The organism is Winogradskyella maritima, assembly GCF_042650215.1.
Lineage (GTDB): Bacteria > Bacteroidota > Bacteroidia > Flavobacteriales > Flavobacteriaceae > Winogradskyella > Winogradskyella maritima.
Genome location: NZ_JBHSAT010000004.1, coordinates 1835139 through 1859444, shown reverse-complemented (window position 1 = coordinate 1859444; position 24306 = coordinate 1835139). Strand labels below are relative to the sequence as shown.

Below are 24306 nucleotides of genomic sequence, written 5' to 3'. Positions count from 1 at the left end.
TACAATTCATTTTATTTAATAGTAATTTCACTCCCGAAGCGTCGGGATTCACCAATAGGCTCAAAGTCTACACAGAGAATTTTACGACCGAGTAAGCGTTCCTCCCCTTCGGGTAGTCCCGACGCTTCGGGAGGAGGGGCTTTGGGCTCGTATTTCCCACTCCGTCGCATCCCTACGACCCAAAAAATCTCTTCATCTGAGGTCAACACCCACACGTTTTCTTTTTCCTGTGGTGAGAGCTTCTCATCTTTCAAATATTTACTGATGGTTTTTGTGCCTTTCATGCCTGCAGGCCGGAATCGGTCACCTTCTTGCCAAGGCCTAAGTTCTAAGGGGAATTTGAGGGTTTCTAAGTCTAAAAGGATACTATTGTTATCGGTTTCCGCTTCAGAATTTGAAGTTCTAAACCTTAATTTCCCTAAAGGGAATTCAATATCTGAATCTATATTTTCAATTGTTATGGCTTCTACATTTGGGCTAGCCTCATCTAATTCAGATAATATCAAAACATCCCGATGCTTTAGCAAACGATGCGTTCGGGACAGTACTTGTTTTCCTGATTCGGCATCGAGTAAATGCAAAACATCATCCCATTCAAAAAAGCCATATTCTTTAAACACCTGAAAAAGATATGCCTTTGGGTTATTCACTTTTTTGAATTCTGAAATGGCGTACTGTTTTTCTTGCGTGGTATCTTTTACCAGGGCGCGTTTCGTGACTGCTCGCGTACTTTCTGTGACAATGTCAGCAGTATCATTCAGGTTCTTCAAGGTTTTTTGAAAGGTGTCCAACACTTGAGGATTAATCTCTTTCAGAATTGGAATGACATCATGCCGTAATTTATTTCGAAGGTATTTTACAGAGACGTTAGAGCTGTCTTCTCGCCATTGAATGCTTTGTGATTTTGCATAGGCTTCAATAGCTTCTCTAGAAAAAGGCAATAACGGACGGGCTATATTTTCATTCAAAATGGGAATTCCCGTTAGGCCGTTCAGCCCAGTGCCTCGCATAAAATTAATCAGAAAGGTTTCCAGATTGTCATCGGCATGGTGTGCGGTTAGGATATAATCGAAATGCAGTTGTTGCGCTAAATCCTTAAACCAATCGTAACGCAACTCTCGCGCTGACATTTGGATGGAACACTTATTTGTCTCAGCATAAGCTTTCGTATCAAAATGCTGGATAAATACTTCAGTCTCTAATGCTTCGCCAAGGTTTTCAATAAAGGCTTCGTCAGCATCGCTCTCGGCACCTCGCAGATTAAAATTACAATGCGCAAAAGCCATATTCAACTTTAACTGATGGCATAAATCGGCCAAAACCACACTATCCACACCACCCGAAATCGCCAATAACAATCGGGTGTTTTTCAGAAAAGGAAAATTGGTTTCAATATGATTTTGAAATTGTTCTAGCACGCTTCAAAAATAGCGGTTTTAAGCGATTTGCTCGGCCAACCAGCCCAACACTTTTTCGATTAGTTCGGATTTGCAATAATCATGATGCAATTCGTGATACGCACCATTAAAAGGGATGAGGGTAGCCAACTCCGTTTGTGAGGCAAACTCCTCACTGGCACTATAATCGGTCAGTCGGTCTTTAGTACCATGACAAATCAGCGTTGGTACTTTCAGGTTTTTGGCATGCTTTAAGGCATATTTCCCAGCATCCAAAATAGGAAAGACGTAGCGTGGGCTGACTTTGGAATGAATAAGTTTATCCTTTTTATAGCGCATTACTTCCGCTGGGTCTCTGGAAATAGCTTCTACATCCAACTCCGAATCCAAGGTCATGGATGGATACACGGTTTTAAGAAAGCGCCCTAGTTTCAATTTAAAAGCAGGTGGCTCAAAAGCTGTTCTCAAAAAAGGACTTGTAGCAATTGTCCCTGCGATGCCTTTAGGTTTCCGTAAGCTGTAATTGAGCACCAAATTGCCACCCAGACTATGACCATATAGAAACAAGGGCACATTCCCTACTCGCTTTTTAGCCTCTACAACGACTCGGGAAATTAAATCCATCAAGGTATTGTATCCTGGGTTATCACCTCGCTTACCGTCGCTTTTTCCATGGCCGTAAAGGTCGCAAGCCACAACTGCAATCTGAGCTTGATTTAGGTATTTGACGACTGAATCCTCAAAACGCTGTTTATGGCCACCAAGCCCGTGTACTAAGACCACCACAGCTTTTGGGTCGACAGGCAACCAAGCTGATGCATTTAAATCGTGATGATGTAGATTGAATTTAAATTGTTCTTGCATGGTTTAAGATTCTAAAACGGTTCGCATGGCTTTTGCCTTCGTGAGACATTCTTCATATTCTTTCAATGGGTCGCTTTTTGCCGTGATGGCACTTCCGACGGAATAAGATACGTACTTTAAACTCTGGTTGTACAAAATACTCCGGATGATGACATTAAAGTCAAAATTACCATCGGGGTCAATATAACCCACCGAACCCGAATAAACACCGCGTTTGGCATCTTCTAAATCCTCAATAATTTGCATCGCCGAAATCTTAGGAGCGCCCGTCATACTGCCCATGGGAAACATGGATTTTATGATGTCTACAGGCGAAAATTCAGGTTTAGCGTGAGAACTGATAGTTGAAATCATTTGATGCACCTGAAGAAAGGAATACACGCCACAAAGTTCCTCAACCTTTACCGAACCTTTCTCGGCGGTTTGGGACAAGTCGTTTCGCACCAAATCAACAATCATAATATTCTCGCTTCGCTCTTTTGGGTCATTTTGAAGCTCAATTTTTAGTCTTTTGTCTTCTTCTCCATCTTTTGAACGTGGCGCTGTACCCTTGATAGGTTGCGAAATGACTTTAGACCCCATCTTTTTGATAAACCGTTCTGGCGATGCAGACATAATATATTTGTCTTCCATTTTTAGGAAGGTGGCAAATGGCGGTTTTGAAATGGTATTCAGATTTTCAAAGATGTCACAAGGTTGAAGGGTTACGTTTTCAGCATAGCATTCCATGCAAAAATTGGTTTCGTAAACATCACCACGATGGATGTGTTTTAGGACCCGCCCTACTTTTTCGAAATACGAATCTTTTGAAGTCCTCAATTTAATTTTGATGGGGTCGTTTTGGGTTTCGAACTTCAGCGTTTCAATAGTTTGAATAGCATTAAAATCCATCTCTACCTCGTCTGAAACAGCGTTCATATATCTAAATTCAATATGCTCTTTTGAAATCAGAATCAGTTTCTTTGGTTGAAAAAAATACAGGTCCGAAAACTTCAAACCATCAAAATTCGAAGAGGTTAAATCCTCAATGTCGTTTTTTAAATCGTACGTTAGATAACCGAAAATCCAGTCGTTCGTGGATTCTTGAAACTCCTTTAAACGTGCAAAAGCGTCTGAAAAATCACAGCGGATTGCGGTTAAGGCATCCACTGCCAAAATGGCTTCGTACGACACATATTTGTCGTCATGATTATTGGAATCTAACCAAACTATATCATCGTAAGATTGTGCCCACTGCAGGAGTTGGGATTTGAGTGTTTTTAAGTTGGCTAAGCTGTATGTCCTTGATGTTCTCAACACTTCAAAAATAAATAGAATCTTTGACCTTTGTGTCGATTTTAGATTTCAAAAAACTAAAACTTTTTCAGATTATTAAAACATTCATCATCTTTGACGGCTATATTTATAATTCTAAACTAAACCAATCAAGGAATGCGCTTACATTTTAACAGAGGTCTTAACGTCATATTATCATTTTCCTTTTTTATCATTTCAACGCTATACTTGTTCGCCCAAGACAATCAAGAGTACGCACTTCTATGGAAGATTGAAGCGAAAGAATCCGAAGAAGTTTCATATCTCTTCGGCACTATGCACGTTGACGATGCCAAGGTCTTTAACTTTAGTGATGCAGTTATGCCTGCTATTGCATCTTCCAAATATTTTGCTTTGGAAATTGATCCAGATGACATGATAGACATTTATTCTAAAAAAACTTATGAGGTTTCTGCCTATGAGTTTTATAAAGAATTGTTGGACGAAAGAGACTTTAAAGCACTTCTGAAACGCTACGAAACCATGAACAACGTTTCGCTTTTTGACTCTGGCATTAAAGACCCTTATGCCGTACTCTCGGCAATTACACCAGATCCTGAAAAGAGCGATGACAAATCAACCTTTGTTGATATGTACCTCTACGGTATTGCATCAACACTACAAAAGGAACTTGTAGGGCTTGAAGACCCATTAACACAAATCGACCATTTTAAAAATTTAACTAGAGAGGAAAAAATAAAATCCGTTAAGAGCTATCTCAACCAGAGTATTAAGGAATTTGGTGCTGTGAGAGAGGAGGTTGCGGACATCTACAGTACTGGTAATCTAGAAAAAATATCAGAATACGCATCCTCTAGCATGCTAGACGACCCTAAATTCATAGATCGTAATATAGTGATGAAGAACAGCATTATTTCATACATGGCCAAAGGCAGTATTTTTGCAGCTGTAGGTGCTGCGCATCTTCCTGGAGACAATGGCCTTATTAGTTTGTTGAGAAATGAAGGTTATACGGTTACTCGCATGCCAGCAACATTTACGGGGGTTGCCGATACCTATAAAATAGATGACTCCAAAACGCGCTGGCATACGTTCAGAGACAGTACTACAAACTTCAGTGTTCAAATTCCGAAAGTCCCAAATTACGAAGAGGATTTTGGACTGTTTAAAATACATGGTTATGGTAATATGTATACCAAAGATGTATTTATGTTTTTGGGCATGGAAATTCCCTACCAAGTGCCTGAAGGCCAGGAAGACGTAATCAGCAATCAATTTTTGGAGAATGTAATTACAAAACGTGGTGGCACCATAAAGTCGCAGACTAAGGACAGTCTAAAAGACCGTCTCATATACGCCATCAAAGCTAGCGACAAAAATGGGGTCTTTATCAATGGACGACTTATTTTTAAGAACAATTACGTATACTATTTTCAGACGAACTCCAAAACAAAAACATCAACATCTATCGAAAGATTCTTCAAATCCATTGATGTCGTTGGCCATGAAAAGAAAGAATCGCTAAAAACGAATTGGAAGGCCCAGGTATATACTGAAGCAGGATTCAAAATCTCTGTCCCAACACCACCAAAACCTATGAGACGGGAGCTCCCCAACCCTTTAGCCCCGACCTCTGACCCTTATGTTTTGAACTTATTTATTAGCCCTGATGCGGAACAAAACACCAATTACCTTTACCGCTATAATGACCATCCACTTGGCTATTTTACCACAAGCAGTAACGACATGTTTGAGGAAAGTAAACAACTCTACGAAAATCAGGGCGAAATGCTCAACATCAGAAAAATTGAGTTGCAGGGTTATGAAGGAAGAGAATACGAAGTGATGCTTCAAAACAAATACCACACATTCATCAGGGTGTACTTACGAGGTAATCGCACCTATTTAATGATGAAGCAGAATTTAAAGTTGGGCGACAGCATTGATACGGATGATATCTTCTTTAATGAGCTTGAATTTTTGCCTTACGATAACAAAGATTTCAAATTCAAGCCCTTAGAAAACAAAGCCTTAACAATGGATTTTTTTGAGGAACTTAAAATCGATATTGATAGTACAGGCTATGACGATATTTATATTAAAAACTCTAACGATTTCTATTCCAAAAACCCAATAACGGGTGGTGTTTACCATATGGCCTACAGTGATCTTAGACCTTATTTTAGATTAAAATCAAAAACTAAATTTCTCGAAGAATACAAAGAAGGCTTATTAAATTGGAAAGATACTATCGTAGACTCACGTTACATCTTAAAGAATCAAGATTCCACCTTACAAATCAGTGTAAAGCAAAAAAATAGTGTTGCTGCGCCTAACTTAACCCAATACAATATTAGGTTGGATGAAGGCCGCGTGTTTCTTCTTGCCTCATATATTAATGATGAAGAAGTAGCGACAGGCACACCGTATAGGATTATTTCGTCACTAAGCCCAAAACCTAATCCTAAGAAAACTGATGTCTACAGTTCTAAAGTTGACCTTATTCTTAATGATTTAAAATCTAATGACACGCTGATACAGCAAAAAGCGCTTTATGCTTTTGATTATTACGAGTTTCAAAAAGACGAACTCCCTCAACTTCACAAAGCCTTGTCTGATGATTTTCCGAATGGAAAAACCGAGCGCATCAGACAAGAAATAGTGGATGAATTTTCACTGATACATAATGAAAATACCCTAGGTGTATTGGAAGAAGCCTATGCTAATACAGAGACTACTGACGAAACCAGAGCGTTGATTTTGGCGACACTCCCAGATATTGAAGATGATAAACGTACCGCCAGCTTTATTAAACTTATGGATCAAGGTTTACCAACCGAGGCAAAGAGCTATAAATATGGCATGTTACGGACGTTTAAAGATTCTATTCCCTTTGCATTTCGTGAGTTTAACAGACTAAAAAATACACTTAATGATGAATCACTTAGACCATCTGTCTTAAATATCATTGACGATATGGTACAGAGCGATAAATTAACTCCAGCAGATAAAAGAATAGTAACTGAAGTCGCTATGACTCATTTTTCTGAAGATTGGAAGGTCTACTCATCCTCAGATTCCCTTGCAAATGCCAAGAGTGATTTGATGCACGCTTATTTGAATATTTTAAACAGTCATAGCTACGACTCGAACCAAATCGATACAATTACACAAAACATTTTAGATAGCGATAGTGATAGCTGGCTACGTTTGCGAACACTGCTTGCAAGACTCAATGCAGATCTTAAGATTGATGACAAAACGTTTAAGCGCTACATTGATGATTATTATACACGATTTGAATTTATGGAAGCTATATTAAAGACCGACGCGTTTAATAAAGTACCTAAATCGTATTACAAAACAAAAGAATTCAGCATGCTTTCCATGTTCAATTACGGTGTTAATGAATATGGCGAACCAAAAAACTTAACACATTTAGGGACTATCAAAGACGGAGACCGTAACTTTGCCTCCATAAAAATCACGTATAGTACGGACGAAGGCGATGAAGATTACATAGGAATCGTTGAAATCAGTGACATAAAACTCAATGAAGGTGAATTTGCACAGTTCGACTGTTATAGCGATTGGGATTTAATTGAAGAGGATTGGAAATCACAAGCCAAAACTTACATCAAGAGTTACTTAAAATATAATTAGAAGAATGACTTTTCACGACCTTAATCTTAACACACCGCTTTACAACGCAATAGACGACTTGGGCTTTGTGGCGCCGACGCCCATACAGGCCGAGGCGTTTAATGTTGTGGCATCGGGTCGTGATGTGGTGGGGATTGCACAAACGGGTACGGGAAAAACCTTCGCCTACATGTTACCTATTTTGAAGAATTTAAAGTATTCACAACAAGAGAATCCACGAGTTCTGATTTTGGTACCTACTCGTGAATTAGTCGTTCAAGTGGTTTCTGAGATTGAAAAGCTTTCAAAATACATTAACAACCGTGTTTTAGGCGTTTATGGCGGAACGAATATCAACACACAAAAACAAGCCGTGGCTCAAGGTCAGGATATTATTGTAGCAACCCCTGGTCGACTTTACGATTTGGCTGTTAGCCGTGTATTACAATTGAAGAGTCTTCAGAAATTAGTTATTGACGAGGTGGATATTATGCTCGACCTTGGCTTTAGACATCAGCTTTTGAATATTTTCGATATCCTGCCCGAACGTCGACAAAACATCATGTTTTCGGCCACTATGACAAAAGATGTTGATGAATTAATTACCGACTTCTTTAGGAATCCCGAAAAAATTTCCATTGCCGTTTCGGGGACACCACTTGAAAATATTTCTCAGCTTAGCTATAATATTCCCAATTACTATAGCAAACTCAACCTACTCACGCACCTTTTAAAAGATAAAGAGACATTTCATAAAGTCCTGATTTTTGTCGCTTATAAGAAGATGGCTGACCGTTTATTCTATGCTTTAGAAGAGCGTTTTAATGATGAGAGTTGTGTCATCCATTCCAACAAAACGCAGAATTACAGACTGCGAAGCATTGAGGATTTTAGGGCTGGTGAAAAACGCTTACTCATAGCCACGGATGTTATGGCGCGTGGATTAGATATTGAAAACGTGTCCCATGTCATAAATTTTGACACACCAGATTATCCCGAAAACTACATGCACCGTATCGGTAGAACTGGGCGTGCAGAGCAAAAAGGGAACGCCATTCTATTTTCCACTGAGGCCGAACAAGAGGCTAAAGAAGGTCTTGAAAGGTTGATGAACATGAGTATTGAAGTAGCAGATATTCCCGAAGACGTTGAGATTTCAAAAGAACTTCTGCCCGAAGAACAGCCAAAAATAAAAGAGCATTATAATCCTTTGAAGCACGGCGATGAAGATGCCCCTGGCCCCGCCTTCCATGAAAAGAAAGACAAAAACAAAAAGGAAAATTTAGGAGGGTCTTACAGAAGGGAAATCGCCAAGAAATACAAAAAGCCGAAGACCCGAGGCGATAAAAACTACAACCGTCGCAATAAGAATAAGAAGCGTTAAGGCTTTTTTTTTTTAAACATTCAAAGCTAAAGAACTTCAAAATGGATCTTGATGTTCTAAATGGAAAAAAGCGAACCGCAAAGAATTAACTTAAAACGGTTCGCCTAACCAACTAGTCACTATGAACTGATTTTGGACGGATTGTCCTTTTTCTTAGAACTTGCTTACTCTAAGCGCTTGAATTTTAAAGGTGCTTCCTCTCCTCTAGTAAACACCAAGGTTTGGTCCTCTGGATTAAAATCAACGACGATACCCAAAGTGTCAAACGTAAATTGATGCGCTTTAGTTGGTGTGAGTTCTTTAAGATTACTCTGCTCAGGAGCGCCCATTAATATGGTGCCATCGGCCTTAAAAATAAGTTTATATGGTACGGCGTCGCAGGCGTATTCGCCTTCGTACTGTTTCACTTGAGCTTCGGTTAATTGAATACTTGTAAATGTTGGAAGCTTAATCGGCTGTCCTGCTGATACCATAAAGGCAGACATCATAATATCTATTTTGCGATAGTCCAAACCGTTGGCCACCAAAGCAATGGTGGTTTGCATGGCTGGAACGTGAACCAAAACCGACTGAAACCCATCGATACCACCTTCACTGGCGTAAATATCCATACCATTGAGATTGGCGTAAAACAAACCATGACAGACATCATTGTTGTCCGTTTTCTTCATGGCCTCTAAACTAGAAGCAGATATTAATTTCCCTGAAAATAAAGCGTTCATAAACAGCGTTAAGTCTTTGGATGTTGACACAATAGCACCTGCACCGCCTGGGTTAGACATGTCCGTTTCTAGTTGCTTTGCCCAATACTCAAGAGCAATGGCGTAGGATTGACTTTCGTTGGAAGTGACATCAATTTTCCCGCCGTAATAGGTGTTTTTCAATCCTATTTTATCAGTAATTCTAGCTTTCAGAATATCTGAATAGTTTTTCTTATCCAAGTCTTCAGCGATATATCCTAACAAAATATAATTGGTATTGCTGTATTCTGTTTTTTCACCAGGTTGAAAATCTAAATCATAGGGTTTTATGCGTTTAAGCATCTGAACTTTTGTGGATTTTTTCAACATCCATTCCCCAAACTTAGGGTCATTGGTAATATTGAATAAGCCACTTTTATGACTTAACATTTGGGCGATAGTTATATTTGAAGCACCTGGCACATCAGGATAGAACTTAGACAGTGTAGTATCTAGAGTCAGCCGACCTTCATCTATCAATTGAAAAATCATTACTGCCGTAAATGCTTTGGTTATGGAACCAATTCTAAATTTAGTGTCTTGCGTATTGGCCACCTTGTTTTCAACATCAGCGAAGCCTACAGCTTTGGCATAAACCTCATTTCCACCTTGTGTAATAGTCATGGTTGCCATGAGTTTATTGTTGTCTTCCAAAAGATGTAAAAGGTCATCTAGCTGACTAAAATCTTGTGCTTTGATTGTACTTACGGCAAAAAGCATTAAGCAACTTAATAGTATTTTTTTCATGTTTTAATTTTTAAGATTAGCGTGTTTATTTCCTGTTCATCAACTTAAATGCTGACAAACTGTGTTTAGATTGATGATTTTTTGAATGGTGTCAGGTAAAGCAGGTCAAGACAACAACCGCTTTATTTGATTTACATCAATTGATTACAACGTCTAATCATCTAGCCTTTCCGGAACATAAACAACTTCAATGTCTATATCATCTCCATAGGTTACGATTATTGAGCATAATACAGAAACAGGTTTCCCATTGTGAATGGCTGGTTTCATTACAGGTAATTTTCTGAGTACTCTCAAGATTTCTCCCTGAATGGTTACTTCCGACTCCCTTACTTTAAAACCCGCAACGTTACCGCTTTGATCAATGACAAAAAATGCATCTACCTGCTTTGGTTCAGATAGGTTTAAATCTCTTAATAAATTCAAATTAAACTCTCTCTTTACGAATGATGCTACTTTAGTCTTAAAGCATTCCTCGGTTTCTTCGTTGGTCAGCTCTTCACAGCCCTCATAAATAGGTGCAGTTTCCACATCTCTCAATACCATCTGGTTTTCAGTACTGACATTTGATAAACCGTCATCTTTTGATATAATGTTACACAGACTTAACAAGGCTTGTTCCTCTTCTTCAGACATATTGCCTTGAACCATAATTTGCTCTTGTACGGCGTTCACACGGTTTATGAGTTCGCTTTCGGACGAATTTTGAGATTTGGAATTCTGCCCACAAGAGATATATAATACGATTAGAACAAGAAATGTTAGACGGTAAAATGGATATTTCATACTGAATAGTTATTGAATGATTTAAAAACTTAGGATGCTGTTTCAGAAGGCGCACTCCATTTGTAAGCTAATATGAAAAGGCGCCCGATTGTAAAAGCAAAAATACCAAAAACGATGGTCAACATTGATACCTTCAAACCACCAGAAAATAAAGCCGGATTTGGCTCACCTACTGCCTCTACCATATCAAACAGTACAATAATCCCAACAACTGAACCCAAACAACCCAATACCAAAGCCAATAAGCAGGTGTCCCCAGCCAAACCAATCATCTTTTTGGAGGCTGTTTCGTCTTTGCCACGTTTAACAAAGGCCATGACTGCAAAGAAGATGGATAATAGTAAAAAGATAAGAATGATGTACATAAAAGGGCCACCTTCGCTCATGCGCTTGGCAATTTCGTTGGTAGCAATTGTAAATAGTGTCATATCAATGAATTTTGTTAGTTAAAGCACAAACATAATATCAAAAACCAAGTGAAGTTTTATAATGCGACCAATGACCGATTTTAAGCGCGATTTAACCAAAATGTTGAATCGGGTCTTAATTCCGTCGTTCGTCTCTAAAGCGCCCAACGCAATAATAAATAAACTATTATTGTAGTCTAATTTACACGTTTGGCACAATTTCAATTCAATATAAAACACTTGAAACGCATTGGTCTGCACCTTTTGCTTTGGCTAAGTGTGCTCGCTTTTTTTGTATTGGTTTTTGACGCAGATAATACCGTGGACAGCGATGTCTTTTATTTTTCGCTCTTTCTAATGCCCGTTACCATTGGGACGACCTATGTTTGCATTTACAAACTAATACCAGATTACCTTATCACAAAACGCTACTTTTTATTCAGTCTTTACAGCGTTTATACGGTCATCATATCAACGTTTGGCGTGGTAATTTCTGTATTTTTCGCCATTGCCTACCTAACTGATTTTCGGTTTACCAAAATTCTTGGGATTTCAAGAAACGCCATATTTATTATGGCATGCATCTATTTAGTGGCTATTATCATAAGCGCCTTTAAGCTCTTAAAATTGAATCTAAAACAGTCTAAATACAACGCTGAACTCGAAGCAAAAATCCTAGAGGCCCAACTTAAACTGAAAGACCAGGAATTGAAATACCTGAAAATGCAGATACATCCGCATTTTTTATTCAATACGCTAAACACTTTATATGGTTCAGCGTTGAAGCAGTCTGAAGACACGCCAAACATGATTTTAAAACTCTCCAATCTTCTGGATTATCTCCTGTATCAAGTCGATAAACCAACGGTAGATTTGTCTGAAGAAATCAACCATATTGAAGATTACGTAAGTTTAGAACAGATGCGTTTTTCGGACACGCTTAAAGTGAATTTGAAAAAATCAAACTGCTCAAAATCCTTATATGTGGCGCCGATGCTCTTTCTCCCATTTGTAGAAAACAGTTTTAAACACGGTACAATTGTTAACGGGACATTGATGATTCATATTCAGTTTGAATGCACGGAAAATCACATCAATTTTAGCATCGTTAATTCGCACGCTCCGTCTGAAAATACAACATCAGGTATCGGTCTTGAGAATATCAAAAAGCGTTTAAATCTGTTGTATAAGAATCAGCATGAGTTGGTTATTTCTGAAACCGCATCAGAATTTTGCGTTAATTTAAGCCTTCAACTTAAACCGAAATTAACCGATGCCTAAATCCATCAACTGCTTAATTGTCGACGATGAATCTATAGCGCGCGACATCATTGAAACGCACTTGTCTAAGATGGAAGGCATCACGGTGGTTGGTCAATGCAAAAATGCATTTGAAGCTTTCAACTTCATCCGAAACCAAGCCATTGACCTTGTCTTTTTGGACATCAACATGCCCGAAGTCTCTGGGATTGCTTTTGCCAGGTCCATCAACTCCGATATTAAAATCATTTTTACAACCGCTTATCGCGATTATGCCGTTGAGGGATTTGATTTGCAAGCCGTGGACTATCTCATGAAACCTATTTCGTTTGAACGCTTGTCTAAAGCCGTCAATCGGTATATTGAGATTCATACGACTCCAGAACTAAAGACCGAAACATCTTCAGAATATAACGATTTTATTTTCGTGCGTTCTGACCGACGTATGGTAAAAGCGAATTTTGAAGACATTCGTTACGTGGAAAGTTATAGCGATTATGTGAAACTTCATTTAAAAAGCACTTCGACTGCGCTCAGTGTGACAAGTGAAACCATAGTTACCCGAGAAACCATTAGTGCCATTGAAGCTAAACTCCCCAAACAGCAGTTTTTACGCATCCACCGCTCATATATTGTAGCCTTGTCGCATATCAGTTCCTTTACCAATGAGTCTGTGACTTTGGGTGATGTTGAATTAACGATTAGTCGGAGTTATAAGGTTGGGGTTTTGGAACGGTTAGAAGATTTTTAGAACTGTGTCATTCCGATAGAGTTCCGATGGCTATCTAAACGATTAGGAATCTCATTATTCTGTTTGATGTGTGATTTCTCTCTGCGTTCGAAATGACAAAAAACGAAACTTTCGCCTTTCAGATTAACTTACCTCGTTGGAATCGGTCAATAATTTACGCTCTAATTAAATGGGTCGCTCCATTTCTCTTCAGCACTTACACTGTTGTCCGTCATGGTTTTAAGAAAGGCGACCAAAGCGTTTTTTTCGGCTTCAGTAAAATTCAACCGAACAGGATTTCCGTTTTCATCGGTTAATGCTGGCGACAATGTAGGGTGCGCCTGGATACCGCTATTGTAATGCTCCACTACCTCTTCTAAAGAAGTAAAACGGCCATCGTGCATGTAGGGACCGGTTAATTCAATGTTTCTTAAGCTCGTTGTTTTAAATCGGCCTACAAAAATTGGATTCGTAAATACTGACCCGGCACCCTGGTCTGTATCGGAGGCAACATCCAATCCGTTATTCTGTGGCCCAGGATTAGCACTTACAAAGGCTTCCGTAGTATGGCACCCAAAACAGGCACCACCACCATTGGGAATGGTTTGAAAAAACAAATTCTTACCCAAATTCTCCTCTGCCGTAAAATTAGCGAAATTGGCACCTGGAGACGGCGCACTCGCCCTGCCTTCGTCATATTTGCTACTATAGCTTACAATGCTTCGTACAAATTGGGCCAAGGCTTTTGAGATTTTATCACTGTCTATATCAGCTGTACCAAAGGCCTCTTCAAACAATGGCTGATAATACTCTTGATTTTGAACCGTGCTTACCACTTGCTCTAGCGTCATACCCATTTCCACGGGGTCTTGAAATGGCATCAGCACCTGCTCTTCTAAAGTACTTGCTCTTTCATCCCAAAAGAAACGACCGCGCTGGTAATATCTAGAATTTATCAACGTCATAGAATGTCGCCCTGTTGTACCTCCATTAAAGCCAAGACTTAATACGGCACTATCCGAAAAGCCTTCATCCTGCTTATGACAAGAGGCACAGGCTACGGTACCGTTAGCACTTAGGGATTTGTCATAAAACAGAACACGTCCTAGAGTCGCCCCCGCATTGGTTGTGGGGTTGTCATCTGGCGTGTTATCTAAACCATTAATTGAGGTTGGTAAGGGTTGGCCAGCCACATTATTGGTAAAATGGCTCGGTAAGTTTAGGTTGATGTAATCAAAAGGGGTTTCTGGCAAATTAAGAACACTGTCCTCAATAGGTTCATAGGTATTGTCGTCAGCACAGGATGTAATGGCTATAAAACATAAGACTGATAACGTTAAACGAAGCGATTGGGTGAAGCACATGTAAGTTAAGTTTAGTTTTGGGTTAGACTAAACTAAAAAAAAAGGTTTAATATCGATTTAAAGGGAATTTGTCTTATTTATGACGTTACTGACACCAACCGAGAGCTCCTCCAAATTTAGGTACTGCTTCCTTCCGAAAGAGTTCTCATAGCTTTCGAAGCGATGAGGATTCTCATTATTCTGTTTGATGTGTGATTTCTCTCTGCGTTCGAAATGACAGATAGATTGGCACGAATTTATCAGGATTAAAGTTTTTTTAGCTGGATTAATCCTTAGTCATTTTAAAAATTTCCCCAATAAATAGTCAAATATTTTCCAATAAGCTATTAAGACAAGTATAACCTTAATGAAAAAAAATACCCAGGAAGGATAATTCAAATATTCAGGAGATTTGATTTTTTTTTCTTCAGATTTATGTCTTCTATTCTTCCTTGTGTAAAAAATCGACCAAACAACTGACTGATAAATGTATTGAAACATGTCAAAAGCCAATGCACTAACTATCAAAATCGCAGGTAAAATAAGGGCATTATCAATTTGAAATTCGGTATTTGTTCCTTTTTTAAATACCCAAATAAGTGCGATTCCAGCAAAAGCAATTTGCCTATTAATGTCACTTAATTTTCCTGTAAAAAAATAATAGTCCTCTTTAAATTCGGATAATTTTGATTTAGCCATTATTTTTTCTGTCTTGGTCCAGTTCCTTTTTGATTTCTTCCATCAGGAGCCGAGCGTTTGTGTTGCTTTAATTTTGTTTTATTTCCAGACTTTGAAGAGTCCTTCTTTGGTGAATTCTTTTTTGCCATATTAAATTGGCCTAGTGCCTCTTTTTAAATAAACTTCTTTTTTTCGCAAAATGCTTGTCAAAATTTTGTAAATCAGGGGTCGATATCTATTTCGATTTGACTTTCCGTATTTTTCAATAATTACGCATTTTTATTAATTCGTCTCTTTTCGACCTCTACTATTTATTGTTATTTGAAAAAATAAGCTTTGATTAATTTAATAAATCGATAAACAAATTTAGGTTTATAAATAACATTCCCAAAAGCCTAACAAAAAGACTTATAAACAGTTACCAACAAGAAAGCAAGCCAATCGGCTTGCTCTTATTCTATTTATGAGATTCCTGCTTGCGCAGCAATGACAAGTTCTTACATTATATATGCAACGCCCTATCCTCAGTCGCTGCCAAGGCCGCTTCTTTAATCGCTTCGGCAAATGTTGGGTGTGCGTGGGAATAGCGTGAAATATCTTCGGCTGAGGCTCTAAATTCCATTGCGGTCACTGCTTCGGCAATAAGGTCGGCACATCTGGCACCAATCATGTGAACGCCTAAGACTTCATCGGTTTTTTCGTCGGCTAGGATTTTCACAAAACCATCAATATCGCCACTGGCTCTGGCACGACCCAAGGCTCTAAAAGGAAACTGCCCTACTTTATATGCGACTTTGTCTTCTTGTAATTCTTCTTCGGTTTTACCAACGGCCGCTACTTCTGGCCAAGTGTATACCACACCTGGGATTAGATTGTAATCGATGTGTGGTTTTTGTCCGGCTAAGGTTTCCGCCACAAATACGCCTTCTTCTTCCGCTTTGTGTGCGAGCATGGCGCCACGTACTACATCGCCAATCGCGTAGATATTAGAGGCTGATGTTTGTAAGTGTTCGTTCACGTCTACTTGGCCTCTATCGTTGATTTTTACGCCTGCCGCTTCGGCATTTAATCCGTCCGTGTATGGGCGTCGCCCTACGGATACTAAGCAGTAATCACCTTTGAATTCAACTTCATTGCCTTTTTTATCTTCAGCCTTAATAATTACTTCATCGCCTTTACGCTCAACGGCTGTCACTTTGTGGGACATCATCATCTTGCACTTGGCTTTCTTAAACACCTTATTTAATTCTTTAGAAAGTCCCGCATCCATGGTCGGTAAAATACGGTCCATATATTCTATCACCGTGACTTCTGCACCGAGACGCTTATAAACTTGGCCGAGTTCCAACCCAATCACGCCACCACCGATAATCATGAGGTGTTTCGGGATTTCCTTTAATTTTAAGGCTTCCGTCGATGTGATGACACGTTCTTTATCAATATTGATAAACGGCAGATTACTTGGTTTAGAACCAGTTGCGATGATGGTGTTCTTCGCTTCAATTTCGCCAGCATCTTTACCTTCAATTTTTATATGTGTCGCGTCTTTGAAAGAGCCAAGGCCTTCAAACACATCGATATTATTTTTCTTCATCAAGAAGTCAATACCGCCTGTAGTTTGGTCTACGACAGCTTGCTTTCGAGCAATCATTTTTTCAAGATTCACTTTTATTTCGCCTGGGATTTCAATACCGTGCTCTTCAAAATGCTTGGTGGCTTCTTCGTAATGGTGCGAAGAACTCAAGAGCGCCTTACTTGGGATACAACCCACATTGAGACATGTGCCTCCAAGGGTGGAATATTTCTCTATTAATGCGGTTTTCATGCCGAGTTGGGCACAGCGAATGGCCGCTACATAGCCACCTGGGCCTGATCCTATTATTGCTACGTCGTATGACTTCATGTCTAAGAATTAGTAATTAGACTACAAAAATACGATTCTCCCCAATGAATTACGAATGCTTTAATTTGAATTTTAGACGACGTCAGAAATACATCTGCCTACACTGGAAAGCCCAACATAGCGCCATAACCCACCGTGTACAACCAACCGCCGTAAAGGGCATGCTCAATACTAACCAGAAATGTCGATTTTGTACGTTGGAAGGTCAGTGCGAATAAGAGACCACCCACAAAAGTGATGAACATCACCAAGGTATTCTGAAAGAACAGATGCGCCAAGGAAAATAAGCCGGCATTGACAAAAACAAAAAGGTTTTGATTCTTGAATAAATCTTGATAACGCTTGAAGAAAAATGTTCGGTAAATCAACTCCTGTGGATATACCGATAGAAAAGCATACACCGCCAAAAACAGTAACCAAACTCGGTAATCGTTTTTAATGACATTGAATAAATCTTCGGGTTGCATAGCCAATAAGTAAAGACTTGTAATAACGGCAATACCTACAAACTTCATAAAGGTCAGTCGCCAAAAGCGTTTCCAGTCAATACCTTTTTTAATATGAATTTTGATGCGCTCCACTCCAGCCATCACAATTAAAATATACATAAATCCGATAAGGCCAATGGCTATTTTTGTGCGTATCCCGATTGACAGCACCAAACTCACAGGCACCAACACAAATAGTACAAATAATTCTACAAGACGATAGCGTGTGGAAGTCATTAGATTTTGCATAGCATAAATTTAAAACATTACAGACTAATCGCCGTGCTGTGTTTCACCTCATTAATCATAAACATGCTATGCGTGCTCCCAATATGGCTTATTGTGGTCAATTTCTTTACCATAAACTCCCTGAATTCTTCCATGTCTTCAACCACCACTTTGAGTAGATAGTCATAGTCGCCGCTGATGTGATAGCACTCCAATACTTCGGAGACTTGAGCTATTTCCTTTTCAAACTTTACGACGTACTCCCTAGCATGCTGAACGAGCTTTACATGACAAAAGGCGACGAATTCCCTATCGATTTTCTTACGGTCCAACAACGCCACATAATTTCGGATTATGCCATGCTTTTCTAACTTACGAATACGTTCATAAACTGCGGTAGCAGATAAGCCCAGCTGATGTGCCAGACGTTTCGTAGTCTGCTTGGTATCTGCTTGAAGGAAATTCAATAATTGCCGATCGGTATTATCTAAAGTCATACTGTATTATTTTCTAATTCAATCTGAATCCGTTAACTAAATATAGAATAAATATCTATTAATAGTCTAAATTTTAGAATATTTTAAATTCAAATTACAAAACACTTGACTTATCATCTAATCTGATTGATTTTTGACTAAATAATCAAACTAGGAAACCATGGCATTTAAACCAGCGAATAATATTCAGGATTTACAATATTTCGGAGAATTTGGAGGCGTTAACCCTTCCATTTCAGATTCATCAACCTATACATTTTTGTCTGCAAAAACCATGTTTGACACCTTTGAAGGTAATGCAGATGGTTGTTACCTCTACTCGCGCCACTCCACACCTTCCAACTTATACCTTGGTGAAGCCCTCGCCGCTATGGAAGACACAGAAACGGCAACAGTCACCGCATCCGGTATGGGTGCCATTACCCCAGTATTACTGCAGTTGTGTGGCCAGGGCGATCATATAGTGAGTAGCCGTACCATTTATGGTGGTACCTATGCTTTTTTAAAGAACTTTACACCACGACTAGGCATCTCTACAAGTTTTGTAGACATCACAAATTTAGAAAGTGTTGAAGCCGCCATTACGCCAAATACCAAAGTTTTATACTGCGAGTCAGTGAGTAATCCCCTATTGGAAGTCGCCGATATCAAGGCATTGGCGCAACTTGCCAAAAAACACAATCTGCAATTGGTGGTGGACAATACCTTTTCACCGCTGTCTGTATCGCCAAAAAATTTGGGTGCAGATGTGGTCATCCATAGTTTAACCAAGTTCATTAACGGCTCTTCGGATACCGTTGGTGGTGTGGTTTGTGGTACTCAGGAATTGATTGACCAATTAAGAAACGTCAATGACGGCGCGGCCATGCTTTTGGGCTCGACGATGGATAGTATAAGAGCAGCATCTATTCTTAAAAACCTCAGAACCTTGCATATTAGAATGCAACAGCATAGCCATAATGCCCAGTATTTAGCTGAAAAGTTTGAAGCAGATGGTTTAAAAACAGTTTACCCAGGATTGAAATCCCATCCGTCTCATGAGTTATTCTCTAGCGTGATGAATGAAAAATATGGTTACGGTGGTATGATGACCATTGATGTGGGGTCGTTAGACAAAGCGAACGCCTTAATGGAATTGATGCAAGAACGCAACTTAGGCTACCTCGCTGTGAGTCTCGGATTTTACAAAACCTTATTCAGCGCACCAGGAAGTTCAACCTCATCAGAAATCCCAGAAGATGAACAAGCCGAAATGGGATTGAGTGATGGATTGATTCGTTTTTCCATTGGGTTGGATGCTGATATCGAGCGTACTTACCAGATGATGCGTCAGTGTATGACGGATTTGAATGTTCTTTAAATCCCTTTCATTCTTTCAATCATAGGCCCAAAGAGGCTTTGAAACGTCGGCTCTTCCTCAAAATCCGGACCCGAGTTTTTCATATCCCAACGGCCTTCAAGCTGATACAGTTTGAAGCTGAAAAGGAAAGAATCCGCATCATTGGGGTTTACAGGTGCATAACGTACGTCCTTATAGACGTAAGTGCCTTGATCGTCTGAAGGTTTTATAAAGTAATAACCATCGCTAAACCAGACTAAGGTTTTTAAATCGTTGTCATCCATTGGCAATCCTGAGTCTGACTTCGCTACTTTAAGCCAATTTTTAACTTTGGGCTCTTTATCCAAAAGCGAATAGAAACCGAAATGATAGTCGGTCTCCGTTTCCGCAACCGCATACCATAATACGTTGTTCAAAATGGTGGGTTGGGAACGAAATCGTGAATAGGCAATGTCTGAAGCCTCCAACGATGATTTGAAAATGGAGTTGATATAGAGTTTATTTCCAACGGTGAAAAGCATATAGGCAGAACTGATGCCCAATCCGAGTTTCAACCATAATTTACGCTTGGGGTTTTTCCTGTTGAAGAACATGAGAATAATAAGGCAAAGCAAAAACGGAACAGTATACATTGGATCCGCCACGGCAATGTTATTGAAGGCTATGCGATAGTCCCAAATCGGCCCAAATAGTTGTGTGCCATAAGGCGTAAAGCAGTCCAAAATAGGATGGGTTAATAGAGCCCAAAAGAACAGCCACCGCCAATCCTTTAATGCGGTGGTGCCTTTTCGTTTACCTGTATCGTAAAGCTTGAAAGCCAAATAACCAAATACAAAGGTTCCCATTATGGCAAACCAAATAGAATGCATAAAACCGCGATGGAAAGCCATAGCCTGTATCTCATTGCTGTACAACCAAGGTCCAATGAAGACATCCAAATCGGGGATAGTACCACCGATGGCTCCAAAAAGCAAAGCTTTATTACCAATCTTTTTACCTAAAACAGCTTCGCCACAAGCGGCACCGAGAACAATCTGAGTAAGTGAATCCATATTTACAACTGTAAAAGTACGTAACTGAATTGATTTGCAAATCGGGTTTCAAAATCGTAACATTACGGAACTAAACTTAACACCATGCAAGAGCAGAACAACCTTTCTGATATAAATATTGAAGACCAAAAGATTAAGGATAACAAAGAGTTAAGCCTTATGGAAGCACTAATTCCTGTTATCATTTTAATGGGATTATTGGCTTATAATATCTTTTTTGTTGAAAGTCAGGAATGGTTGGGCTTATACACCAACCAGTTTATATTATTGATGGGTGGTGCTGTTGCTTTAGTTATGGGCTTATTCAATAAAGTGAATATTTCAACGATGATTTCTGAAGTTTGGGAAAACCTCAAAAGTGTGTTTGTTCCCATGCTTATTCTCTTAATGGTTGGCGCTTTGGCTGGGACTTGGCTCGTCAGTGGTGTTATCCCTGCCATGGTCTATTACGGTTTGCAAGTGCTTAGTCCTGAAATATTCCTACCTGCATCTGTGGTTATCGCGGCAATCATCTCTATTGCAACAGGAAGTTCTTGGACGACCTCGGCAACTGTAGGTATTGCACTTGTCGGTATTGGTTCTGCATTGGGTATAAACCCTGGTATGATTGCCGGTGCTGTGATTTCGGGTGCGTATTTTGGAGATAAAATGTCGCCACTAAGTGACACCACAAACCTAGCTCCTGCTATGGCGGGTACGGATTTATTCACGCATATAAGATATATGACGATAACTACTGTACCTACAATAATTATTACGCTTATTGCTTTTGGGGTAATTAGCGCGAATATCGATGTAAACGGTAATGCAGATATCGCCTTTATACTTGAAAAAATTGATGAGAATTTTAATATTACACCACTATTATTTATTGTTCCTGCTATTGTAATTGGGCTGATTCTTCTCAAAACAAAGCCTTTGTTAGCCTTAGGAGCTGGAGTTATTAGCGCTGCCATTTTCGCATTCATCTTTCAAGGGGAGCTCATTGAGAAAATATCTGACTCAAAGTCTAAAACTTTAGTTAACGCCATTTTTTCTGACACCAGCGTTGATATTGATGATTCTGAATATATAGCGAAGTTTAATGAAGTTGAGATAGACGCTATCAAAAAAGATGACGACTTGAAAAATCTTTTCACCGATGATGATTTAAATAAAGTCTATAACAAAGATATTTTATCAAATTTCTTTTCATTCGGAAACTATGATAAAGAAACATTAGAAACAAAAGTTGATAATCTAGACAAATTAATAACTATTAAAAGATTAAGAGCTTTGTTTGGAGCCGATGGCATGAATGGCATGCTCTGGACCATCTTCCTCATCATTTGCGCTATGGTCTTTGGTGGTATCATGGATGGTATAGGTGCGTTATCAAGAATCACAAAATCTTTGCTTTCTGTAGCTAGTAGCGTTTTTGGATTGTTTGCGTCAACAGTTGTGAGTTGTTTAGGATTGAATCTTGTAGCATCCGATCAGTATTTGGCGATTGTGATCCCTGGAAAGATGTTTAAATCTGCATACGAAGACAAGGGCTTAGCGCCTGAAAACTTAAGTAGAACACTTGAAGATTCGGGTACCGTAACGTCTGTACTCATTCCATGGAACACTTGTGGTGCTTATCAAAGTGGAGTCCTCGGCGTTGGTGTTTTTGAATATTTTGGCTACGCTATCTTTAACTGGTTAAGTCCATTTACGACCTTATTCTTTGCTGCAGTTGGACTTAAGATTAAGATGTTGGCGGGGAAGGACTAACTTATTCGATAAAATATTTAAAGTGATTTGAGACTATTTAAAGGCATCTCGTCAATTTGGATTATTGTCCTAGTCAGCTGTCAATCAAATGATACCTTAACGGGAAACTTTGCTTGTTGTTACAACGGATTATACGGTGAGCTTTATTTTAAGGCTGACTCTATGTTTTTAGTAACTGGAATGGAGACCTTTTCAGGTTGGAATAAATTTACCATTAAAAATGATACGATATACCATCTAACGTTTACGATTCCGAAACCTACTAAGGCAAAAATTAATTTTATTGATGATAACCGTTTCGAACTGAAATATGCTGAAGACAGTACTGCCATGATTTTTTCAAGATTACAAGAACCTACTAATTTGGAAAGAAATATTAATCTATATTTAAAGAACTTTCGAAAACGAAGAGATGCATTAGATTGTGGTTATTGACTAGAATGAAATCGAGAATTCCCATCTTTTGTTTAACAATTTCCAGTATTTAAATCCCTAATGGACGTAATACTTAAACACAACTGTTAAAGACTTGTTTCTTATCAGATTAGGCCTTATTTTTAAATAAAAATGCCATGATTTTGAAACGAACGAATATTGAAGAACGTCTACAGAAACAACGTTCAAAATCTCACTCACCAAATATTTTAGAACAGGTCGACGGTATTTTGGCCAAAGACCACGCCACTGAAACACGGATTTTCAATCAAGTGACTAACGGGGCTTCAGATGACGCCAATAGTTTCAACTTTGATCTATTGGACACCAATAATATTTACCACATTGATGATATTAAGGCGATCTGTATTTCTTATCGCCTTCGATTTTTAGACTCCAAATACTTTAAGGCCGATTTGCCTTATGAAGCGATTTCAAAAATAAAACAGCTTGAAAAAGATCACAATACCGAACTGAAAGGTTTTAAGATTGTAGCACCTTCAAAATTATTCAAGCTGGAAAATTATGATGACCCATTATTTTTTGCTCCAATGGGAAATGGCTACTACTACCTTATTCACAAATGGGGAAATGATCTGAGCCCTGTGCGTAAATGGCTTATGAAGCCTTACAAGAATTTTGAAAATCTTATTGTAGCTACGCTACTGATTAGTCTGTTAACGACTATTGCAGTGCCTTTCCTTTTTATGAATGGTGAAGCGAGCCCAGCACAATTCTGGATGATTTTCTTCTTTATCTTTAAGTGTTACGCAGCCATTGTATTGTATTATGGCTTCGCCGCTGGAAAAAATTTTAACGACAGTATTTGGAACAGCCGTTACTTTAACGCTTAGTTTAAAAGCGCAACGGATTCTTGATAGCCTTTGGCCCTAGCATGGTCTAACGCGGTCAAGCCACTAGTATCGGTTAAAGTTGTATCGGCCTTATGTTTCAACAATAATTTAATACTCTCTGTTTTATTGTATTGCGCGGCAAACATTAATGCCGTGAGGCCTGTGTTATTCTGGGCGTTGATATCAGCGCCGTGAGCAATCAAGGTTTTTACAATAGGTAGGTTTCCCTTGAACGCAACACCAATCAATGCTGTATTTCCAGAAGCATCTTTATCATCAACCCTCGCACCATATTCCAAAAATAACTTCACTAGAGGTTCTTTATCAAAATAAGCGGCAAAAACCAAGGGCGTAAAACCACGTTGATCCTTGGCATTGGCCAATTCAGGGTTTGAAGATAAAAGGCTTTTAATCGTCGTTTCATCCGACGATTGAATGGCTCCGAAAAGTTGCATTACTTCTGTCATAACAATGTCAATTAAAAAATGGGATAGACGTCATT

The 24306-nt window shown here is 39.0% G+C and carries 22 protein-coding genes; 8 read left to right on the top strand and 14 right to left on the bottom strand.

What is annotated here, in order from left to right:
- Window positions 1–11 precede the first annotated feature (11 nt).
- Genes tilS through pabB form a run of 3 tightly spaced genes read right to left on the bottom strand, consistent with a single transcriptional unit; the run spans window position 12 to window position 3557 of the window.
- The gene (gene tilS, locus ACFOSX_RS09550) at window positions 12–1418 is read right to left on the bottom strand and encodes a tRNA lysidine(34) synthetase TilS (RefSeq protein WP_386099838.1); all 1407 of its coding nucleotides are present in this window, start codon (window positions 1416–1418) and stop codon (window positions 12–14) included.
- 18 nt (window positions 1419–1436) lie between these two features.
- Complete coding sequence (locus ACFOSX_RS09545; protein WP_386099835.1) at window positions 1437–2261, bottom strand: alpha/beta hydrolase; 825 nt, start codon at window positions 2259–2261, stop codon at window positions 1437–1439.
- Window positions 2262–2264: 3 nt separating this feature from the next.
- The gene (gene pabB, locus ACFOSX_RS09540; protein ID WP_386099832.1) at window positions 2265–3557 is read right to left on the bottom strand and encodes an aminodeoxychorismate synthase component I; all 1293 of its coding nucleotides are present in this window, start codon (window positions 3555–3557) and stop codon (window positions 2265–2267) included.
- Window positions 3558–3692: 135 nt separating this feature from the next.
- Between pabB and ACFOSX_RS09535 the strand changes: the two genes are divergently transcribed.
- Complete coding sequence (locus ACFOSX_RS09535; RefSeq protein ID WP_386099829.1) at window positions 3693–7199, top strand: TraB/GumN family protein; 3507 nt, start codon at window positions 3693–3695, stop codon at window positions 7197–7199.
- A gap of 4 nt (window positions 7200–7203) precedes the next feature.
- On the top strand, window positions 7204–8562 hold the full coding sequence (locus ACFOSX_RS09530) for a DEAD/DEAH box helicase (protein WP_386099826.1): 1359 nt from the start codon (window positions 7204–7206) through the stop codon (window positions 8560–8562).
- A gap of 164 nt (window positions 8563–8726) precedes the next feature.
- Here the strand turns inward: ACFOSX_RS09530 and ACFOSX_RS09525 are convergent, their stop codons facing one another.
- The 3 genes from ACFOSX_RS09525 to ACFOSX_RS09515 form a co-directional block, all read right to left on the bottom strand.
- Entirely contained in the window at window positions 8727–10049 is a 1323-nt protein-coding gene (locus ACFOSX_RS09525) for a serine hydrolase domain-containing protein (RefSeq protein WP_386099823.1), read from the bottom strand.
- 153 nt (window positions 10050–10202) lie between these two features.
- Window positions 10203–10835, bottom strand: coding sequence for a hypothetical protein (locus ACFOSX_RS09520; protein ID WP_386099820.1), 633 nt, complete (start codon window positions 10833–10835; stop codon window positions 10203–10205).
- A gap of 29 nt (window positions 10836–10864) precedes the next feature.
- On the bottom strand, window positions 10865–11263 hold the full coding sequence (locus ACFOSX_RS09515) for a MotA/TolQ/ExbB proton channel family protein (protein ID WP_386099817.1): 399 nt from the start codon (window positions 11261–11263) through the stop codon (window positions 10865–10867).
- A 189-nt stretch (window positions 11264–11452) separates the two neighbouring features.
- Between ACFOSX_RS09515 and ACFOSX_RS09510 the strand changes: the two genes are divergently transcribed.
- A complete protein-coding gene (locus ACFOSX_RS09510; RefSeq protein ID WP_386099814.1) occupies window positions 11453–12523 on the top strand; it encodes a sensor histidine kinase in 1071 nt (356 codons plus the stop codon).
- The gene (locus ACFOSX_RS09505) at window positions 12516–13253 is read left to right on the top strand and encodes a LytR/AlgR family response regulator transcription factor (RefSeq protein ID WP_386099811.1); all 738 of its coding nucleotides are present in this window, start codon (window positions 12516–12518) and stop codon (window positions 13251–13253) included. Before ACFOSX_RS09510 ends, ACFOSX_RS09505 begins: the two co-directional genes overlap by 8 nt.
- 161 nt (window positions 13254–13414) lie before the next feature.
- Here ACFOSX_RS09505 and ACFOSX_RS09500 read toward each other — a convergent pair whose 3' ends face one another.
- From ACFOSX_RS09500 to ACFOSX_RS09475, 6 genes are all read right to left on the bottom strand, one after another.
- Window positions 13415–14596 (bottom strand): cytochrome-c peroxidase, encoded by a 1182-nt coding sequence (locus ACFOSX_RS09500; RefSeq protein WP_386099808.1) that lies wholly within the window; start codon window positions 14594–14596, stop codon window positions 13415–13417.
- Between the two features lie 276 nt (window positions 14597–14872).
- Window positions 14873–15274 carry a hypothetical protein gene (locus tag ACFOSX_RS09495; RefSeq protein ID WP_386099805.1) on the bottom strand — a complete coding sequence of 134 codons (402 nt, stop codon included), beginning with the start codon at window positions 15272–15274 and terminating at the stop codon, window positions 14873–14875.
- Entirely contained in the window at window positions 15274–15402 is a 129-nt protein-coding gene (locus ACFOSX_RS09490; protein ID WP_386099802.1) for a hypothetical protein, read from the bottom strand. Before ACFOSX_RS09490 ends, ACFOSX_RS09495 begins: the two co-directional genes overlap by 1 nt.
- A gap of 353 nt (window positions 15403–15755) precedes the next feature.
- Window positions 15756–17156, bottom strand: a complete 1401-nt coding sequence (lpdA, locus tag ACFOSX_RS09485; RefSeq protein WP_386099799.1) for a dihydrolipoyl dehydrogenase — start codon at window positions 17154–17156, stop codon at window positions 15756–15758.
- Window positions 17157–17254: 98 nt separating this feature from the next.
- Window positions 17255–17893, bottom strand: coding sequence for a CPBP family intramembrane glutamic endopeptidase (locus ACFOSX_RS09480; protein WP_386099796.1), 639 nt, complete (start codon window positions 17891–17893; stop codon window positions 17255–17257).
- Window positions 17894–17910: 17 nt separating this feature from the next.
- Entirely contained in the window at window positions 17911–18369 is a 459-nt protein-coding gene (locus tag ACFOSX_RS09475) for an Lrp/AsnC family transcriptional regulator (protein WP_386099793.1), read from the bottom strand.
- A 160-nt stretch (window positions 18370–18529) separates the two neighbouring features.
- Between ACFOSX_RS09475 and ACFOSX_RS09470 the strand changes: the two genes are divergently transcribed.
- Window positions 18530–19729, top strand: coding sequence for an aminotransferase class I/II-fold pyridoxal phosphate-dependent enzyme (locus ACFOSX_RS09470; protein ID WP_386099790.1), 1200 nt, complete (start codon window positions 18530–18532; stop codon window positions 19727–19729).
- Here ACFOSX_RS09470 and ACFOSX_RS09465 read toward each other — a convergent pair.
- Window positions 19726–20760: a metal-dependent hydrolase gene (locus ACFOSX_RS09465; RefSeq protein WP_386099787.1), complete on the bottom strand. Its 1035-nt coding sequence runs from the start codon at window positions 20758–20760 to the stop codon at window positions 19726–19728. The two genes, ACFOSX_RS09470 and ACFOSX_RS09465, sit on opposite strands and share 4 nt — an antisense overlap.
- Before the next feature lie 84 nt (window positions 20761–20844).
- On the opposite strand from ACFOSX_RS09465, the gene ACFOSX_RS09460 reads away from it, so the two are divergent.
- The 3 genes from ACFOSX_RS09460 (at window position 20845) to ACFOSX_RS09450 (ending at window position 23804) form a co-directional block, all read left to right on the top strand.
- On the top strand, window positions 20845–22515 hold the full coding sequence (locus tag ACFOSX_RS09460) for a Na+/H+ antiporter NhaC family protein (protein ID WP_386099784.1): 1671 nt from the start codon (window positions 20845–20847) through the stop codon (window positions 22513–22515).
- Between the two features lie 27 nt (window positions 22516–22542).
- Window positions 22543–22950 (top strand): hypothetical protein, encoded by a 408-nt coding sequence (locus ACFOSX_RS09455; protein ID WP_386099781.1) that lies wholly within the window; start codon window positions 22543–22545, stop codon window positions 22948–22950.
- A 137-nt stretch (window positions 22951–23087) separates the two neighbouring features.
- Window positions 23088–23804, top strand: a complete 717-nt coding sequence (locus ACFOSX_RS09450; RefSeq protein WP_386099778.1) for a hypothetical protein — start codon at window positions 23088–23090, stop codon at window positions 23802–23804.
- Here the strand turns inward: ACFOSX_RS09450 and ACFOSX_RS09445 are convergent.
- On the bottom strand, window positions 23801–24271 hold the full coding sequence (locus ACFOSX_RS09445; RefSeq protein WP_386099775.1) for an ankyrin repeat domain-containing protein: 471 nt from the start codon (window positions 24269–24271) through the stop codon (window positions 23801–23803). The two genes, ACFOSX_RS09450 and ACFOSX_RS09445, sit on opposite strands and share 4 nt — an antisense overlap.
- Window positions 24272–24306 lie beyond the last annotated feature (35 nt).

Excerpts from the sequence above, each read along its gene's own strand:
- ACFOSX_RS09545 (WP_386099835.1), bottom strand. The coding sequence starts at position 2,261 with ATGCAAGAACAATTTAAATTCAATCTACATCATCACGATTTAAATGCA.
- ACFOSX_RS09535 (WP_386099829.1), top strand. The coding sequence starts at position 3,693 with ATGCGCTTACATTTTAACAGAGGTCTTAACGTCATATTATCATTTTCC.
- ACFOSX_RS09530 (WP_386099826.1), top strand. The coding sequence starts at position 7,204 with ATGACTTTTCACGACCTTAATCTTAACACACCGCTTTACAACGCAATA.
- ACFOSX_RS09525 (WP_386099823.1), bottom strand. The coding sequence starts at position 10,049 with ATGAAAAAAATACTATTAAGTTGCTTAATGCTTTTTGCCGTAAGTACA.
- ACFOSX_RS09520 (WP_386099820.1), bottom strand. The coding sequence starts at position 10,835 with ATGAAATATCCATTTTACCGTCTAACATTTCTTGTTCTAATCGTATTA.
- ACFOSX_RS09515 (WP_386099817.1), bottom strand. The coding sequence starts at position 11,263 with ATGACACTATTTACAATTGCTACCAACGAAATTGCCAAGCGCATGAGC.
- ACFOSX_RS09505 (WP_386099811.1), top strand. The coding sequence starts at position 12,516 with ATGCCTAAATCCATCAACTGCTTAATTGTCGACGATGAATCTATAGCG.
- ACFOSX_RS09500 (WP_386099808.1), bottom strand. The coding sequence starts at position 14,596 with ATGTGCTTCACCCAATCGCTTCGTTTAACGTTATCAGTCTTATGTTTT.
- ACFOSX_RS09495 (WP_386099805.1), bottom strand. The coding sequence starts at position 15,274 with ATGGCTAAATCAAAATTATCCGAATTTAAAGAGGACTATTATTTTTTT.
- ACFOSX_RS09490 (WP_386099802.1), bottom strand. The coding sequence starts at position 15,402 with ATGGCAAAAAAGAATTCACCAAAGAAGGACTCTTCAAAGTCTGGAAAT.
- lpdA (WP_386099799.1), bottom strand. The coding sequence starts at position 17,156 with ATGAAGTCATACGACGTAGCAATAATAGGATCAGGCCCAGGTGGCTAT.
- ACFOSX_RS09480 (WP_386099796.1), bottom strand. The coding sequence starts at position 17,893 with ATGCAAAATCTAATGACTTCCACACGCTATCGTCTTGTAGAATTATTT.
- ACFOSX_RS09475 (WP_386099793.1), bottom strand. The coding sequence starts at position 18,369 with ATGACTTTAGATAATACCGATCGGCAATTATTGAATTTCCTTCAAGCA.
- ACFOSX_RS09470 (WP_386099790.1), top strand. The coding sequence starts at position 18,530 with ATGGCATTTAAACCAGCGAATAATATTCAGGATTTACAATATTTCGGA.
- ACFOSX_RS09465 (WP_386099787.1), bottom strand. The coding sequence starts at position 20,760 with ATGGATTCACTTACTCAGATTGTTCTCGGTGCCGCTTGTGGCGAAGCT.
- ACFOSX_RS09460 (WP_386099784.1), top strand. The coding sequence starts at position 20,845 with ATGCAAGAGCAGAACAACCTTTCTGATATAAATATTGAAGACCAAAAG.
- ACFOSX_RS09450 (WP_386099778.1), top strand. The coding sequence starts at position 23,088 with ATGATTTTGAAACGAACGAATATTGAAGAACGTCTACAGAAACAACGT.
- ACFOSX_RS09445 (WP_386099775.1), bottom strand. The coding sequence starts at position 24,271 with ATGACAGAAGTAATGCAACTTTTCGGAGCCATTCAATCGTCGGATGAA.